Below are 15614 nucleotides of genomic sequence, written 5' to 3' on the forward strand. Positions count from 1 at the left end.
ATGTAAAACAAATATTTTTGTGCTATTGATTAGAAGTCGTTTCGGATGCCCCACTAGTTACCTCTGTATCAGTACTGGTTTCTGTCCTTGTCTCCAAAGCTTGGGTAGCAGACGTTTCTGTAGACGAGGAAGAGACAGTCGACTCTACTAAAGAGCTGGTCTCGGTTTGGGTTGAGGATGTTGTTTCGGAGCTTGAACTTGTTGAATCTTGTACTTCTGTTAATGGATTGTCGCTTGATGATTGGCTGGGGCTAGTGGCGCTGGATGATGAAATGGTAGTACTTGGAGATGTTGAGGATGTTGCAGGTTTTGCTGTAAAGGTGTAGATAGTGATGCAGGCAGTGATAATCCCTAAAATAGACCCGATAAAGGTTAAATATTTTTGAAAATTAGTTAAACCAGCCGGTTTTTTATTTGTATTCTTACGTGTATTCATGATGTACCTCCACCTTTAGTTTAAGATAGGAAGTTTAAAACTATCTTAAAGATTGCCGAAAGGCATGAAAACATGATAAAATAGGACTATTGCAATAAAAGGAATATAAAAAATGATTTATTTTGATAATGCGGCAACGACACAGGTCTATCCAGAAGTTCTCAAGACCTATACGGAAGTGGCGACAAAAATCTGGGGAAACCCCTCTAGCCTCCATAGTCTAGGCAGTCAGGCAACCCGTATTTTGGAAGCATCTCGCAAGCAAATCGCAGAATTGCTTGGCCAGGATAGCAAAGAAATCTTTTTCACCTCAGGTGGTACGGAAGGTGACAACTGGGTCATCAAGGGAGTGGCATTTGAAAAGGCACACCTGGGCAAGCACATCATCGTTTCGGCTATCGAACACCCAGCCGTAAAAGAATCTGCGCTTTGGCTCAAAACGCAAGGTTTTGAGGTTGATTTGGCTCCGGTCAATGCCCAAGGTTTTGTTGATGTTTCAGCCTTAGAAAGCTTGATTCGTCCAGATACCACACTGGTTTCTATCATGGCCGTCAACAATGAAATTGGTGCTATTCAGCCCATTCAGGAAATATCTCAACTGTTAGCTGATAAGCCAACCATCTCATTCCATGTGGATGCGGTGCAGGCTATCGGCAAAGTGCCGACGGAACGGTATTTGACAGACCGAGTTGATTTTGCCAGTTTTTCAGGTCACAAATTCCACTCTGTCAGAGGAGTAGGTTTCGTCTATATCAAAGCTGGCAAGAAAATCGCTCCGCTATTGACAGGGGGAGGACAGGAAAGCGATAAACGCTCAACCACGGAAAATGTGGCTGGCATTGCTGCGACAGCTAAGGCGCTCCGCTTGACCTTGGACAAGGCAGCAGATAGCCAAAAGCGACTGGCAGCCATGAAGCAGATCCTTGTGGATGAATTGGGCAAATACGACGATGTGACAGTTTTTTCTGGGCTAGAGGACTTTGTGCCCAGTATTGTAACTTTCGGAATTAAAAACATCCGTGGCGAGGTCATTGTCCATGCCTTTGAAGACCACCAGATTTACATTTCGACAACCTCAGCCTGCTCGTCCAAGGCTGGAAAACCGGCTGGAACCCTAATTGCTATGGGGGTTCCGCAGAAGTTGGCTCAAACTGCCGTCCGTATCAGCTTGGATGATGACAACGATATGGGGCAAATCGAACAATTCCTCACGATTTTCAAACAAATTTATCAAAACACACAGAAAGTAAGGTAGAATGAACTATTCAGAAATTATGATTCGCTATGGCGAATTGTCAACTAAAGGGAAAAACAAGATGCGGTTTGTCAACAAACTCCGCAATAATATCAAGCATGTCCTTTCTGTTTACCCAGAAGTGACCGTTTATTTTGACCGTGACCGTGGTCATGTCTATTTGAATGGGGCGGATTATCAGGAAGTTTCAGCTTCTTTGAAGAAGATTTTTGGGATCCAAAATTTCGCACCGTCTTATAAGATTGAAAAGTCTGTTCCAGCTTTGAAAGAAGCGGTTGTGGAAATAATGCAGACCATTTACAAGGAAGGGATGACCTTCAAGATTGCTGCGCGTCGTAGTGATCACAGTTTTGAATTGGACAGCCGTGACCTTAACCAAGTCCTTGGAGATGCGGTTTTTACAGCTATTCCAAATGTACAGGTACAGATGAAGTCACCAGATATTACCTTGCGAGTGGAAATCCGTCCTGATGCTGCTTATATTTCTCATGAAGAAATCAAGGGGGCAGGCGGTCTGCCAGTTGGAACATCTGGAAAAGGAACGCTTATGTTATCAGGTGGTATTGATTCGCCTGTTGCGGGCTATTTAGCACTGAAACGTGGGGTTGAAATCGAAGCCCTGCACTTTGCAAGTCCGCCTTATACTAGCCCGGGTGCGCTTAAAAAAGCCCATGATTTGACTCGCAAATTGACTGCCTTTGGTGGTAATATCACCTTTATTGAAGTGCCGTTTACAGAAATTCAGGAAGAAATCAAGGAAAAGGCACCTGAAGCTTATTTGATGACCTTGACACGTCGCTTCATGATGCGGATTACAGACCGAGTACGGGAAGAGCGTGGTGCCATGGTTATTATCAATGGTGAAAGTCTAGGACAAGTGGCAAGTCAGACCCTGGAATCCATGCAGGCTATCAATGCGGTGACAAATACACCTGTTATCCGTCCAGTCGTTACCATGGACAAGTTGGAAATCATTGATATTGCACAAGAAATTGATACCTTTGATATTTCCATCCAGCCATTTGAGGATTGCTGTACCATCTTTGCCCCTGACCGTCCAAAAACTAACCCTAAAATCAAAAATGTCGAGCAATACGAGGCTCGAATGGATGTAGAAGGCTTGGTGGAACGAGCTGTGGCTGGGATTATCGTAACTGAAATCACACCGAAAGAAGAAGTGAAAGACGAAGTGGATAGTTTAATTGAAGACTTACTGTAGAATTCAATTGTTTTGGCATACATTTAAATCCAGCTATTGCTGGATTTTTTAATACGAATCGTTCGGAAAAATCGAATTTGTATGATATAATAAGACTTCAGAAAAAAACAAAGGAGTTATTATGAAAAAAGGAGCACTAACAGGATTACTCCTGTTTGGTATGTTTTTTGGTGCAGGAAACTTGATTTTCCCACCTGCACTTGGTGTCTTATCTGGTGAGAATTTCTGGCCTGCTATTTTAGGATTTGTCGTTTCGGGTGTCGGTATTGCAGTCATTGCCCTGATTGTCGGAACATTGAACCCCAAAGGTTATGTACATGAGATTTCTCGCAAGATTTCACCGACTTTTGCAACGATTTATCTTGTTGCCTTGTATTTGGCGATTGGTCCTTTCTTTGCCATTCCGCGTACAGCTACAACGTCCTTTGAAATTGGTATTGCGCCATTATTGGGCGATGCGAATCTCGGTCTTTGGTTGTTTGGCTTTACAGCTCTATACTTTGTGGCAGCTTATCTGATTGCCCTCAATCCATCTCAAATCTTAAATAGTATCGGACGTATTTTAACCCCTGTTTTTGCGATTTTGATTGTGATTTTGGTGGTGCTTGGTATTGTTAAGTACGGATCAACAAGTCCGTTACCAGCTTCGGAAGCTTACTCAGCAGGACAGGCATTTGGTACAGGATTTATCGAGGGATACAATACACTCGACGCACTTGCTTCTATTGCTTTTAGTGTCGTAGCAGTAAATACCTTGAAACAACTTGGTTTCTCAAGCAAAAGGGAATATGTATCAACTATTTGGTCTGTTGGCTTAGTTGTAGCCTTGGCATTCTCAGCTCTATATGTTGGTTTGGCTTTTTTAGGAAATCATTTTCCTGTGCCTGCGGATGTTTTGGCTTCCGATACCAACAAGGGTGTTTACATTCTTTCGCAAGCAACACAGGCTATTTTTGGACCAGGTGCACAAATTTTCTTAGCTGCTATGGTTATCGTTACTTGCTTTACGACGACGGCTGGCTTGATTGTTTCTTCAGGTGAATTTTTCGCTGAGCGTTTCCCACGTTTTAGCTACAAAGTATATGCGACTATCTTTACCTTGATTGGCTTTGGGATTGCCAACCTCGGTTTGAACAATATCATCACCTTCTCTGTTCCAGTTCTTTTGGTTCTCTATCCAATCACTATCTGTATTGTCTTGATTACCATTGTTAACAAATTTGTACCGCTTTCGACTTATGGTATGCAATTAACTGTGGGACTTGTGACAGCTTTGTCATTGGTAGAAGTGTTAGCAGGACAATTCAACTGGACTGCTGTTTCAAAAATCATCTCAGCTCTGCCATTGGCAGGACAATCATTAGCATGGTTATTACCAGCTCTTGTCGGAATCGTCCTCTCTCTATTCTTACCAAACAAGCAGGAGAGCGAAGTTTTTGAAATGTAAAAAAATGATACAAAACACTTGCATTTGCAGGTGTTTTTGTTATAATAGGACTGTTGACTATGCACACATCCTGTGCAACCGCACGAATGCCGTTCTTTCGTTGAGAGTAGAGTAAGTGGTTCGTCCCACGGTACTAGGCGAGTCTTCACATCAAATTCGGGTAAGACCCAAAAATCATAGGAGGTGCATAATGAGCACATATGCAATCATTAAAACTGGCGGCAAACAAGTTAAAGTTGAAGTCGGTCAAGCTATCTACGTTGAAAAATTGAACGTTGAAGCAGGTCAAGAAGTTACTTTCGAAGAAGTAGTTCTTGTTGGTGGTGAGAAAACTGTTGTGGGTACTCCACTCGTAGCAGGCGCTACTGTTGTTGGTACTGTTGAAAAACAAGGTAAACAGAAAAAAGTTGTTACCTTCAAGTACAAACCTAAAAAAGGTAGCCACCGCAAACAAGGTCACCGTCAACCTTACACAAAAGTTGTTATCAACGCTATCAACGCTTAATCGCGTAGCTTGAAGCAATCATTACAGAAATTCGGAGGAATAACATATGTTAAACTTGAATCTTGCTAACTTGCAATTTATGGCCCACAAAAAAGGTGGAGGTTCAACGTCAAACGGTCGTGACTCACAAGCGAAACGCCTTGGTGCGAAAGCTGCTGACGGCCAAACTGTATCAGGTGGTTCAATCCTTTACCGCCAACGTGGTACAAAAATCTATCCAGGAGCTAACGTAGGTCGTGGTGGAGATGACACTCTTTACGCTAAAGTAGAAGGCGTTGTACGCTTCGAACGTAAAGGTCGCGATAAGAAACAAGTATCTGTTTATCCAATCGCAAAATAAGTCTGAAAATGGCTTTACAATAGGCTTTCCGAGTTGTTTTCGGAGAGTCTTTTTTGTAATTTGATTTTGCTATTTTTAAAAGTGTACGATAGAAGTGATTTAAGACGGCAATATCTTCTCTATAGGATAAAAATATTTTGCCATCTGCACTGTTGCGCTGCCTATAAGTTCTACGTTCAGTAGTAGATGAAATGTTCAGAGGAAGTGGTATGGGTTCCAACTTAGTAAAATTAGTCATTGATGATTTGGCGAACAGAAATTCCAAAGCCTTTCAAATTGCAGTTGAAGAAGAGAAATTGGGAACCTGGAAGTTATACAAGAAATTAGTTTTGAAGAACAGGACGGGCTAGTCTATTTGCGAAAACGCAAGAGTTCAGCAAATTCTTGCTTTTTTTGATATAATGGTAGAAGCAGTTTTAAGAGGTATCAGGTATGAATATTCAACAATTACGCTACGTTGTAGCCATTGCAAACAGTGGTACATTTCGAGAGGCGGCTGAGAAAATGTATGTGTCCCAGCCTAGTTTGTCCATTTCCATTCGTGATTTGGAAAAAGAGTTAGGTTTTCAAATTTTTAGCCGAACTAGTTCAGGAACTTTTTTGACACAAAAAGGGATGGAATTCTATGAGAAAGCTCAGGCTTTAGTTAAGGGATTTGATCAGTTTGAGCATCTCTATTTGCAACCTGAGGAAGGTGAGAAGACTTTTTCAATTTCAAGTCAGCATTATGATTTTCTTCCCCCATTGATTACGGAGTTCTCTCGTAGCCACCCGCAGTACCCTCATTTTCGCATTTTTGAATCTACTACAGTACAGATTTTAGATGAGGTTGCTCAAGGTTATAGCGAGCTTGGTATTATTTATTTGAACGAGAGAAATACAAAAGGAATCATGCAGAAATTGGATAAACTTCACTTGCAAGCTGTAGATTTGTCTGCATTTCAGACTCATATCTACCTTCGTGAAGATCATCCTTTGACAAAGAAAGCTGAGATTGATCCAGTAGATTTGGTAGGTCTACCTACCGTACGGTTCACTCAAGAAAAAGAGGCTTATCTTTATTATTCCGAGAACTTGATTGATACGTCGGATTCCTCGGTGGTGTTTGATGTGACAGACCGTGCTACTTTGAATGGAATTTTGGAGCGTACGGATGCCTATGCAACTGGTTCGGGCTATCTTGATGACGAGAGTGTCAATGGCATTACCGTAATTCCTCTCAAAGGAAAGGTAGACAATCGCATGGTCTACGTTAAACGAGCTAATGATGAACTTAGTTCTTGTGCCAAAGACTTTATTGAAACCATGCAGGCATATTTTGATAAGAAGAAGGATGAAAATGCGTAAAATTGGATTTCCATTTTTGATGGTAGTATTAATTGGTTTGGACCAGTTTGTAAAAGCTTGGACAGTTGCCAATATTGAATTAGATACGGTAACGGAATTTATACCAGGATTGATGAGCTTAGCTTATCTAAGAAATTATGGTGCTGCCTGGTCGATTTTACAAAATCAGCAGTGGTTTTTCACGATAATGACAATTGTTGCTGTGACAGGCCTAGTGTGGTACTATATCAAACAGATTAAGGGCAATATCTGGACTTTATTCAGTCTGTCTTTGATGATTGCTGGTGCTCTTGGAAATTTTATTGATCGTCTTAGATTGGGATATGTGGTGGACATGTTTCACTTGGATTTTATTAGTTTCCCTGTATTTAATGTAGCAGATGTTTGTCTGACAGTTGGTGTAGGTATTTTATTTATTTGTATTATGAAAGAAGAGAGTAATGGAAGTAAGAGTTGAGGTTGGTGGTATTCGTTTGGATAAGGCATTGTCAGATTTGACGGATTTGTCTCGTTCGGTTGCAAATGAGCAGATTAAGGCTGGTCAGGTTTTGGTCAATGGACAGCCTAAAAAAGCTAAATATAGTGTGCAGGTTGGGGATGTTCTAACCTATCAAATTCCAGAAGTAGAAGAAATCGACTATGTTGCTGAGGATATTCCTTTAGAGATTGTCTTTCAGGACGAGGATGTTGCTGTTGTAAATAAACCTCAAGGGATGGTCGTTCATCCGTCGGCTGGTCACACGTCTGGAACGTTAGTTAATGCTCTCCTTTATCACGTAAAAGATTTGTCAGGCATCAATGGTGTCTTGCGACCAGGTATTGTCCATCGGATTGACAAGGATACATCTGGCTTGCTCATGATTGCTAAAAACGATGATGCCCATACAAAGCTTGCTGCTGAATTGAAAGATAAGAAATCCCTTCGTAAGTATTGGGCCATTGTACACGGCAATCTACCAAACGATCGCGGAGTAATTGAGGCGCCGATTGGTCGTTCTGAAAAAGACCGCAAGAAACAAGCGGTGACTGCCAAAGGGAAAGAAGCGGTGACACGTTTTCAGGTTCTGGAGCGTTTTGGTGACTACACTTTGGTGGAATTGACCTTGGAAACAGGACGAACTCACCAAATTCGCGTCCACATGGCTTATATTGGTCATCCGGTTGCGGGTGATGAAGCTTACGGCCCAAGGAAAACACTAAAAGGGCATGGCCAATTTCTTCATGCCAGAACGCTTGGATTTACCCATCCGAGAACTGGTGAGGTTGTTGAATTTACGGCAGAAGCGCCAGCTATTTTTCAGGAGGCACTTGAAAAACTGCGCAAGGCTGAATAATAGTATGAAAACCTTATCATCTTGCCCATTTTTTCAACAAATGCTATACTAGAACATGAAAAATGTTAAGGAGAGTAAGAATGGAAACTTTACCAAATTGTCCAAAATGTAATTCTGAATATGTCTATGAAGACGGTGCCCTCTTGGTTTGCCCTGAGTGTGCATACGAATGGAACCCAGCAGATGTAGCTGAGGAAGAAAGTGGACCTGTTGCAATTGATGCTAACGGTAATCGTTTGGCGGACGGCGATACTGTGACGCTTATCAAAGATTTGAAAGTGAAAGGGGCGCCTAAGGACCTTAAACAAGGTACACGTGTTAAAGGCATCCGTATCGTTGAAGGTGATCACAATATTGATTGTAAAATCGATGGTTTCGGTGCCATGAAGTTGAAATCTGAATTTGTTAAGAAAATCTAAGAGAGAGGACTGGTTAACCAGTCTTTTCCTGTTTTTGAAAGGATATTATGAAACATCAAAGTATTTTGTTTTACAGTAGATGCCTGTTAGCTATTTTAGCCATCACAGGTACCGCCTTAGAAATCATTAAATATTGTATCGGGATGCTCATGTATTATACGGTACAATCTAATTTATTAGTATCTCTGTTCGCTGTCTATATGGTCTATGCCATGAGTAAGGGTGTGGATTTACAGACGTCACGTTTTCTTCGGATAAAGGCTGCTGTAACCATGTCTATCATGATTACCTGTGTAGTCTATCACTTTATGTTGGCACCTTTGGCAGACGATTTCTGGCGACTTGAAAATCTACTCTGCCATTATATTGTTCCCTTATATTTTTTGTTAGATACCCTAATAGTAGATCGTCAGCAACAGTACAAGTGGTTTGACCCGATTTGGTGGACGCTTTTGCCTGTTCTTTACATGATTTTTGGTCTAGTGAATGGTCTTTTCATAAAAATTCCAATCCCAGATGCTAAGGACAGTCCTTTTGCTTATTTCTTTCTCAATGTCCCTAAGTATGGTTGGACCTATGTTTTGACTTATGCTGGAGTCATCTTTGTCGCCTATCTAGTCTGCGGTTTTCTATTGGCGGGACTAAAATCCATAAACCTTAAGACTTCATTGTCTTTTGGAAAAAATTCTCAGTAAAATCCGATAATTTCTATATTTTTTCAGAAAAAAATTGTCAAGGCTGAGATTTTATGCTATACTCTGCTTAATAAATCCTTTAAAACCTGTCCAGAGAGGCAGACAAGGAGTCGGATGTTAAGCAGGTTGGTTCTAACTAGCCTATATTTTCATAGTCTCCTTGTATAAGGAGACTTTTTCTATACTTTTGGAGGTCTTATGAAGACAAAAGAAATCGTTGACGATATGACTATGAAACGGGCAATCACCCGCATCACTTATGAAATTATCGAACGGAATAAGAATTTGGATAATATTGTCCTTGCAGGGATTAAAACACGGGGTGTTTTCATTGCAAAGAGGATTCAGGAGAGACTTAAGCAATTAGAGGGTATCGACGTTCCGTTGGGTGAGTTGGATACCAAACCGTTTCGAGATGACATGAAGGTAGAAGATGATACGACAAATATGACTGCCAATGTCAACGATCGTGATGTTATATTAGTAGATGATGTGCTTTATACAGGACGAACTATTCGTGCTGCTATTGACAACATAGTGTCCTTGGGCCGTCCAGCTCGTGTTAGTTTAGCGGTACTTGTGGATCGTGGACACAGGGAGTTGCCTATTCGAGCAGATTATGTTGGGAAGAATATCCCAACTAGCCGTTCTGAAGAAATCATTGTGCACATGGCTGAAATCGATGGTCAAGACGCTGTTCTTCTGGTTGAAGGTGCATAGTCGCTTCGTTTACAAATTCTCATTCTACATCTAGATCATAAAGGTAGGTATCATCATGACAATTACAAATGGTAAAGTTTCACTCAAACACTTGGTTACAATGGAGACCCTCTCAAATGAAGAAGTATTGGGACTCATTCAACGTGGTATTGCTTTTAAACGCGGTGAAAAGGTAGAGTTAGATCGGAAGTACTATGCTTCTAACCTTTTCTTTGAGGATTCAACTCGGACGCATAAGTCTTTTGAAATGGCAGAGCTTCGTTTGGATATGGGAATGATTGACTTTGATGCTCGTACCAGCTCAGTCAATAAGGGTGAAACCTTGTGTGATACCATTTTGACCATGTCGGCACTTGGGGTAGACATCTGCGTGATTCGTCACTCGGAAGTGGATTATTACAAGCAATTGATTGATAGTCCTACCATTCAGACTTCAATTGTCAATGGTGGTGATGGTTCAGGTCAACACCCAAGCCAATCCCTACTTGATTTGATGACTATTTATGAAGAATTTGGAACTTTTGACGGCTTGAAGATTGCCATTGCAGGTGATATTACACACTCACGGGTTGCTAAGTCCAATATGCAAATTTTGAAGCGTCTGGGAGCTGAGATTTTCTTTGCTGGACCGGAGGAATGGTACGCAGAGGAATTTGACGTCTATGGTCAGCATTTGAATATTGATGATATTGTGGAAACGGTAGATGTACTGATGTTGCTCCGTGTGCAACACGAGCGTCATGATGGTGATGGTGGTTTTTCTAAAGAAACTTATAACCGTTTGCATGGTTTAACAGAGGAGCGCTACAAACGCTTGAAAGATACTGCAATTGTTATGCATCCTGCCCCTGTTAACCGCGATGTTGAGATTGATGATTCTCTAGTTGAAGCACCCAAATCACGTATTGTCCGTCAAATGCAGAATGGTGTATTTGTCCGGATGGCGATTTTGGAAGCAATTGTCAATGGCAAGGCTTAAAAGTAAGCTGTTCAGGTATCTTAGAACTGAGCAGTTAGAAATTTGTTAGACTTATCTTATTTAATGTCGCCCAGAGAGGCGACGAATAGAAAGGAGAAGGTACAGGTTCGAGTAAGATTTGATTTTTATATTCGAACACGCCCTAAGGACTGTGTGAAAAAGATAAATATCGACTTGACGCCTATAGCGTCGGCGCCGAATTTCCTATTTTCACTTTGTCCTTTTAACGGGCTTTGTATCATAGATTATGTCAAAAAGACGTTTAATTTTGGAAAATGGCACTATTTTTGAGGGGGAGGCCTTCGGTGCTGATATTGATGTGACTGGTGAGTTGGTTTTCTCAACTGGGATGACAGGTTATCAGGAATCCATCACGGACCAGTCTTATAATGGTCAGATTTTAACCTTTACCTATCCCTTGGTAGGAAATTACGGGATTAACCGTGATGATTTCGAGTCGATCAAACCGACTTGTAAGGGAGTGGTTGTTAGCGAGTGGGCTCGTCGAGCAAGTAATTGGCGTAACCAGATGACTTTGGATGAATTTTTAAAGGCTAAGAAAATTCCAGCAATTTCTGGAATTGACACACGCGCCCTAACTAAAATTATTCGTCAGCACGGGACCATGAAGGCGACATTGGCAAATGTTGGTGATTCCGTTGAGCATTTGACAGACCAGTTGAGAGCGACTGTTTTGCCAACCAACAACATCCAGCAAGTATCGACAAAAACAGCCTATCCTGCACCTGGAGTTGGACGTAGTGTTGTTTTGGTTGATTTTGGATTGAAACATTCTATTCTTAGAGAGTTAGCCAAGCGTGATTGCAATGTGACAGTTGTCCCTTATGATACGACTGCTGAAGAAATTCTTGCCCTCAATCCAGACGGTGTCATGCTTTCAAACGGTCCTGGTAACCCAGATGATGTTCCAGAAGCTTTGGACATGATTCGGGGCATTCTCGGAAAAATTCCAATTTTTGGTATCTGTATGGGGCACCAACTCTTTGCTAAAGCAAATGGGGCAACGACTTATAAAATGAAGTTTGGTCACCGTGGTTTCAACCATGCTGTTCGTGAAATTGCGACAGGTCGAGTGGACTTTACCAGTCAGAACCACGGTTATGCAGTGGCTCGTGAAGATTTACCTGAATGTTTAATGATTACTCATGAAGAAATCAATGACAAATCAGTAGAAGGGGTACGCCACAAGTACTATCCAGGTTTCTCTGTTCAATTCCACCCAGATGCTGCACCTGGTCCACATGATGCCAGCTATTTGTTTGACGAATTTATGGAATTGATGGATTCGTTTAAAAAAGGGCAGTAAGGCTTAACTACTATCGAGCTAAACCTTACTGCGTCGGTCAGAGCAAGTCGGACTTCATGCTAACGCATGTGTCCTCCTACGCAAAGTCCAATGGGACCTTTGCTAACTCTGACACTAGTTTAGAATTTCAATTATTATCGAATTGAGATTCTAAACGTCGGACTTATCTTATTTAATGTCGCTCAGAGAGGCGACGAATAGAAAGGAGAAGGTACAGGTTCGAATAAGATTTGATTTTCATATTCGAACACGCCCTAAGGACTGTGCGAAAAAGATAAACGTCGTCTTGATGCTTGAAGCATCAGCGTCGTGTTTCCTATTTTCGCTTTGTCCTCTTAACGGGCTTTGTATCATACATTATGCCAAAACGTACGGATATTAAGAAAATAATGGTGATTGGGTCTGGTCCGATTGTGATTGGTCAGGCTGCGGAGTTTGATTATGCTGGGACTCAGGCTTGTTTAGCCTTGAAGGAAGAAGGTTACAGTGTGGTCTTGGTCAATTCAAACCCTGCGACCATTATGACAGACAAGGAAATAGCAGACAAGGTTTATATTGAGCCAATTACGCTTGAATTTGTCACACGGATTTTACGGAAGGAGCGTCCAGATGCTTTCTTGCCAACTCTTGGTGGTCAGACTGGTCTCAACATGGCCATGGAATTGTCTAAGGCTGGTATTTTAGATGAGCTTGGAGTTGAGTTGTTGGGAACTAAACTGTCTGCAATTGATCAGGCAGAGGACCGCGACCTCTTCAAACAACTCATGGAAGATCTCAATCAGCCTATTCCTGAGTCAACGATTGTGACAACAGTTGATGAGGCTTTGGAATTTGCTGCTGAAATTGGTTATCCTGTCATTGTTCGACCAGCCTTCACGCTGGGTGGTACTGGCGGTGGTATGTGTGCCAATGAAGAAGAACTACGTGAAATAGCAGAAAATGGTCTAAAATTGTCACCAGTGACTCAGTGTTTGATTGAGCGTTCCATTGCTGGTTTCAAAGAAATTGAATACGAAGTGATGCGGGATGCGGCTGACAATGCCTTGGTCGTATGTAACATGGAAAACTTTGACCCTGTGGGAATTCATACAGGAGATTCTATCGTATTTGCCCCAACGCAGACGCTTTCGGATATTGAAAACCAGATGTTGCGTGATGCCAGTCTCAGCATTATTCGCGCCCTCAAAATCGAAGGTGGCTGTAATGTGCAGTTGGCATTGGATCCACATAGTTTCAAATATTATGTCATTGAAGTAAACCCACGTGTGTCCCGTTCGTCTGCCTTGGCATCCAAAGCGACAGGTTATCCTATTGCCAAATTGGCAGCAAAAATTGCGGTTGGCTTGACCTTGGATGAAATGGTGAACCCTGTTACAGGAACAACCTATGCCATGTTTGAACCAGCTCTTGACTACGTTGTGGCAAAAATTCCACGTTTCCCATTTGATAAGTTTGAAAAAGGGGAACGCCGCCTTGGAACGCAGATGAAGGCAACTGGGGAGGTCATGGCCATTGGGCGTAATATCGAAGAAAGTCTGCTCAAGGCCTGCCGTTCTTTAGAAATCGGTGTTTACCACAATGAAATGCCAGAACTCAGCCAAGTGACAGATGACCAATTGGTTGAAAAGATTGTCAAGGCACAGGATGATCGACTCTTCTATCTTTCAGAAGCCCTTCGACGTGGCTATACCGTAGAAGAACTGGCTCAATTGACGAAGATTGATCTTTTCTTCCTTGATAAGCTGCTTCATATCTTAGAAATCGAGCAGGAATTGGCAACGAATTTTGATAATATTGATTTATTGAAAAAAGCCAAGAAATACGGTTTTGCAGACCGCAAGATTGCGGAACTCTGGGGACGGACAGAATCCTACATTCGTCAACTGCGGACAGAACACAAGATTGTCCCCGTTTACAAGATGGTAGATACTTGTGCGGCTGAGTTTGAAAGTGCTACACCTTATTTCTATTCAACTTATGAGTGGGAAAATGAGTCCATCCGTTCGGAGAAAGAATCTGTTTTGGTGCTGGGTTCTGGTCCAATTCGTATCGGACAGGGTGTGGAGTTTGACTATGCGACGGTACATTCTGTCAAGGCCATTCAGGCAGCTGGCTACGAGGCCATTATTATGAACTCAAACCCTGAAACTGTGTCAACTGAGTTTTCGGTTTCGGACAAGCTTTATTTCGAGCCGTTGACCTTGGAAGATGTTTTGAATGTGATCGACCTTGAGAAACCAAAAGGGGTTATCGTTCAGTTCGGTGGCCAGACGGCTATCAATTTGGCAGAGCCATTGGCCAAAGCAGGCATTCCAATCTTGGGGACACAGGTGGCGGATTTGGATAGAGCTGAAGACAGGGATTTATTTGAAAAAGCCCTGAAAGACCTAGGGATTCCACAGCCACCAGGCCAAACCGCAACCAACGAAGAGGAAGCTCTTGAAGCGGCCCGCAAAATTGGTTTCCCGGTACTTGTTCGTCCATCATATGTTTTGGGCGGTCGTGCTATGGAGATTGTCGAAAATGAAGAGGACTTACGTTCTTATATGAGAACTGCGGTCAAGGCTTCGCCAGAGCACCCAGTTTTGGTGGATTCTTACATCGTCGGTCGTGAGTGTGAAGTGGATGCTATTTCAGATGGTAAGGATGTCTTGATTCCGGGTATTATGGAGCATATCGAGCGCGCTGGGGTTCACTCAGGTGACTCGATGGCCGTTTATCCGCCACAAACCTTGTCCAAAGAAGTGCAGGCGACCATTGCAGACTACACCAAACGCTTGGCAATCGGTCTCAACTGTATCGGTATGATGAATATCCAGTTTATCATCAAGGATGAAACGGTCTATGTGATTGAGGTCAATCCTCGTGCCAGTCGTACGGTTCCATTCTTGTCCAAAGTCACAGACATTCCAATGGCTCAGGTTGCAACCAAATTGATTTTGGGACAAAGCCTTGCGGAACTTGGCTACCAAGACGGTCTTTATCCTGAGAGCAACCAAGTGCACGTCAAGGCACCGGTCTTCTCGTTCACGAAACTAGCTAAAGTTGACAGTTTGTTAGGACCAGAGATGAAGTCAACCGGTGAGATTATGGGGTCAGACTTGACACTGGAAAAAGCGCTTTATAAGGCTTTCGAGGCAAGTTATCAGCACCTGGCTGAGTTTGGCAACGTTGTCTTTACCATTGCGGATGAAGACAAGGAAGAAGTGCTTGGTCTGGCTCAACGTTTCTATGAACTTGGTTATGGCCTACTGGCCACGGCAGGAACAGCCACCTTTCTAACAGAAAATGGACTTGCTGTAACAACTGTTGGTAAATTAGGCGATGATTCCTGTCCAGATATTCCTAGTCTTGTTCGGGCAGGTAAGGTTCAGGCTATTATCAATACGGTTGGTAAAAAACGGGTGGCAGATGGTGACGGTCAAGTCATTCGAAGCTCTGCTATTGAAGGAGGAATTCCGCTCTTTACGGCCCTCGATACAGCAGAAGCTATGGTCAAAGTGCTGGAGAGTCGTAGCTTCATGACACAGGCTATATAGAAGATACTATCAGGATGAGCTTTGAATTCGTCCTGATTTTTTGATATACTGA

At 42.4% G+C, this 15614-nt stretch carries 16 protein-coding genes and 1 other annotated feature; of the genes, 15 read left to right on the top strand and 1 reads right to left on the bottom strand.

Features of this window, described 5'->3' with window-relative positions; genetic code table 11:
- Nucleotides 1–22: 22 nt before the first annotated feature.
- The gene (locus tag YYK_RS03695) at nt 23–436 is read right to left on the bottom strand and encodes a DUF6556 family protein (RefSeq protein WP_012775071.1); all 414 of its coding nucleotides are present in this window, start codon (nt 434–436) and stop codon (nt 23–25) included.
- Nucleotides 437–548: 112 nt separating this feature from the next.
- On the opposite strand from YYK_RS03695, the gene YYK_RS03700 reads away from it, so the two are divergent.
- From YYK_RS03700 to carB, 15 genes are all read left to right on the top strand, one after another.
- On the top strand, nt 549–1691 hold the full coding sequence (locus YYK_RS03700) for a cysteine desulfurase family protein (RefSeq protein ID WP_011922306.1): 1143 nt from the start codon (nt 549–551) through the stop codon (nt 1689–1691).
- Between the two features lies 1 nt (nt 1692).
- Nucleotides 1693–2910 carry a tRNA uracil 4-sulfurtransferase ThiI gene (thiI, locus tag YYK_RS03705; RefSeq protein WP_011922307.1) on the top strand — a complete coding sequence of 406 codons (1218 nt, stop codon included), beginning with the start codon at nt 1693–1695 and terminating at the stop codon, nt 2908–2910.
- Between the two features lie 118 nt (nt 2911–3028).
- The gene (brnQ, locus tag YYK_RS03710; RefSeq protein ID WP_032498871.1) at nt 3029–4357 is read left to right on the top strand and encodes a branched-chain amino acid transport system II carrier protein; all 1329 of its coding nucleotides are present in this window, start codon (nt 3029–3031) and stop codon (nt 4355–4357) included.
- A gap of 66 nt (nt 4358–4423) precedes the next feature.
- Nucleotides 4424–4512, top strand: a sequence feature (ribosomal protein L21 leader region).
- A gap of 35 nt (nt 4513–4547) precedes the next feature.
- Nucleotides 4548–4862 (top strand): 50S ribosomal protein L21, encoded by a 315-nt coding sequence (gene rplU / locus YYK_RS03715; protein WP_002941330.1) that lies wholly within the window; start codon nt 4548–4550, stop codon nt 4860–4862.
- A 46-nt stretch (nt 4863–4908) separates the two neighbouring features.
- Nucleotides 4909–5202 carry a 50S ribosomal protein L27 gene (gene rpmA / locus YYK_RS03720; protein ID WP_009909754.1) on the top strand — a complete coding sequence of 98 codons (294 nt, stop codon included), beginning with the start codon at nt 4909–4911 and terminating at the stop codon, nt 5200–5202.
- Between the two features lie 209 nt (nt 5203–5411).
- Nucleotides 5412–5552: a hypothetical protein gene (locus YYK_RS03725; RefSeq protein ID WP_014635961.1), complete on the top strand. Its 141-nt coding sequence runs from the start codon at nt 5412–5414 to the stop codon at nt 5550–5552.
- An 82-nt stretch (nt 5553–5634) separates the two neighbouring features.
- The gene (locus YYK_RS03730) at nt 5635–6549 is read left to right on the top strand and encodes a LysR family transcriptional regulator (RefSeq protein ID WP_011922313.1); all 915 of its coding nucleotides are present in this window, start codon (nt 5635–5637) and stop codon (nt 6547–6549) included.
- Nucleotides 6542–7006: a signal peptidase II gene (lspA, locus tag YYK_RS03735; RefSeq protein WP_012775073.1), complete on the top strand. Its 465-nt coding sequence runs from the start codon at nt 6542–6544 to the stop codon at nt 7004–7006. The genes YYK_RS03730 and lspA overlap by 8 nt, the downstream gene beginning before the upstream one ends.
- Nucleotides 6990–7883 carry an RluA family pseudouridine synthase gene (locus YYK_RS03740; RefSeq protein ID WP_002939451.1) on the top strand — a complete coding sequence of 298 codons (894 nt, stop codon included), beginning with the start codon at nt 6990–6992 and terminating at the stop codon, nt 7881–7883. The genes lspA and YYK_RS03740 overlap by 17 nt, the downstream gene beginning before the upstream one ends.
- An 80-nt stretch (nt 7884–7963) precedes the next feature.
- Nucleotides 7964–8302 carry a zinc ribbon domain-containing protein YjdM gene (locus YYK_RS03745; protein WP_012775074.1) on the top strand — a complete coding sequence of 113 codons (339 nt, stop codon included), beginning with the start codon at nt 7964–7966 and terminating at the stop codon, nt 8300–8302.
- 47 nt (nt 8303–8349) lie between these two features.
- On the top strand, nt 8350–8997 hold the full coding sequence (locus tag YYK_RS03750; RefSeq protein WP_012775075.1) for a Pr6Pr family membrane protein: 648 nt from the start codon (nt 8350–8352) through the stop codon (nt 8995–8997).
- Between the two features lie 198 nt (nt 8998–9195).
- Nucleotides 9196–9717, top strand: coding sequence for a bifunctional pyr operon transcriptional regulator/uracil phosphoribosyltransferase PyrR (pyrR, locus tag YYK_RS03755; protein ID WP_011922318.1), 522 nt, complete (start codon nt 9196–9198; stop codon nt 9715–9717).
- A 55-nt stretch (nt 9718–9772) separates the two neighbouring features.
- Nucleotides 9773–10696: an aspartate carbamoyltransferase catalytic subunit gene (locus YYK_RS03760; protein ID WP_011922319.1), complete on the top strand. Its 924-nt coding sequence runs from the start codon at nt 9773–9775 to the stop codon at nt 10694–10696.
- Nucleotides 10697–10943: 247 nt separating this feature from the next.
- Nucleotides 10944–12023, top strand: a complete 1080-nt coding sequence (locus YYK_RS03765) for a carbamoyl phosphate synthase small subunit (RefSeq protein WP_002939138.1) — start codon at nt 10944–10946, stop codon at nt 12021–12023.
- A gap of 359 nt (nt 12024–12382) precedes the next feature.
- A complete protein-coding gene (gene carB / locus YYK_RS03770) occupies nt 12383–15562 on the top strand; it encodes a carbamoyl-phosphate synthase large subunit (protein WP_012775076.1) in 3180 nt (1059 codons plus the stop codon).
- Nucleotides 15563–15614: the final 52 nt, after the last annotated feature.

Source organism: Streptococcus suis S735 (assembly GCF_000294495.1).
Taxonomy (GTDB): Bacteria; Bacillota; Bacilli; order Lactobacillales; family Streptococcaceae; genus Streptococcus; species Streptococcus suis.

Excerpts from the sequence above, each read along its gene's own strand:
- YYK_RS03695 (WP_012775071.1), bottom strand. The coding sequence starts at position 436 with ATGAATACACGTAAGAATACAAATAAAAAACCGGCTGGTTTAACTAAT.
- YYK_RS03700 (WP_011922306.1), top strand. The coding sequence starts at position 549 with ATGATTTATTTTGATAATGCGGCAACGACACAGGTCTATCCAGAAGTT.
- thiI (WP_011922307.1), top strand. The coding sequence starts at position 1,693 with ATGAACTATTCAGAAATTATGATTCGCTATGGCGAATTGTCAACTAAA.
- rplU (WP_002941330.1), top strand. The coding sequence starts at position 4,548 with ATGAGCACATATGCAATCATTAAAACTGGCGGCAAACAAGTTAAAGTT.
- rpmA (WP_009909754.1), top strand. The coding sequence starts at position 4,909 with ATGTTAAACTTGAATCTTGCTAACTTGCAATTTATGGCCCACAAAAAA.
- YYK_RS03725 (WP_014635961.1), top strand. The coding sequence starts at position 5,412 with ATGGGTTCCAACTTAGTAAAATTAGTCATTGATGATTTGGCGAACAGA.
- YYK_RS03730 (WP_011922313.1), top strand. The coding sequence starts at position 5,635 with ATGAATATTCAACAATTACGCTACGTTGTAGCCATTGCAAACAGTGGT.
- lspA (WP_012775073.1), top strand. The coding sequence starts at position 6,542 with ATGCGTAAAATTGGATTTCCATTTTTGATGGTAGTATTAATTGGTTTG.
- YYK_RS03740 (WP_002939451.1), top strand. The coding sequence starts at position 6,990 with ATGGAAGTAAGAGTTGAGGTTGGTGGTATTCGTTTGGATAAGGCATTG.
- YYK_RS03745 (WP_012775074.1), top strand. The coding sequence starts at position 7,964 with ATGGAAACTTTACCAAATTGTCCAAAATGTAATTCTGAATATGTCTAT.
- YYK_RS03750 (WP_012775075.1), top strand. The coding sequence starts at position 8,350 with ATGAAACATCAAAGTATTTTGTTTTACAGTAGATGCCTGTTAGCTATT.
- pyrR (WP_011922318.1), top strand. The coding sequence starts at position 9,196 with ATGAAGACAAAAGAAATCGTTGACGATATGACTATGAAACGGGCAATC.
- YYK_RS03760 (WP_011922319.1), top strand. The coding sequence starts at position 9,773 with ATGACAATTACAAATGGTAAAGTTTCACTCAAACACTTGGTTACAATG.
- YYK_RS03765 (WP_002939138.1), top strand. The coding sequence starts at position 10,944 with ATGTCAAAAAGACGTTTAATTTTGGAAAATGGCACTATTTTTGAGGGG.
- carB (WP_012775076.1), top strand. The coding sequence starts at position 12,383 with ATGCCAAAACGTACGGATATTAAGAAAATAATGGTGATTGGGTCTGGT.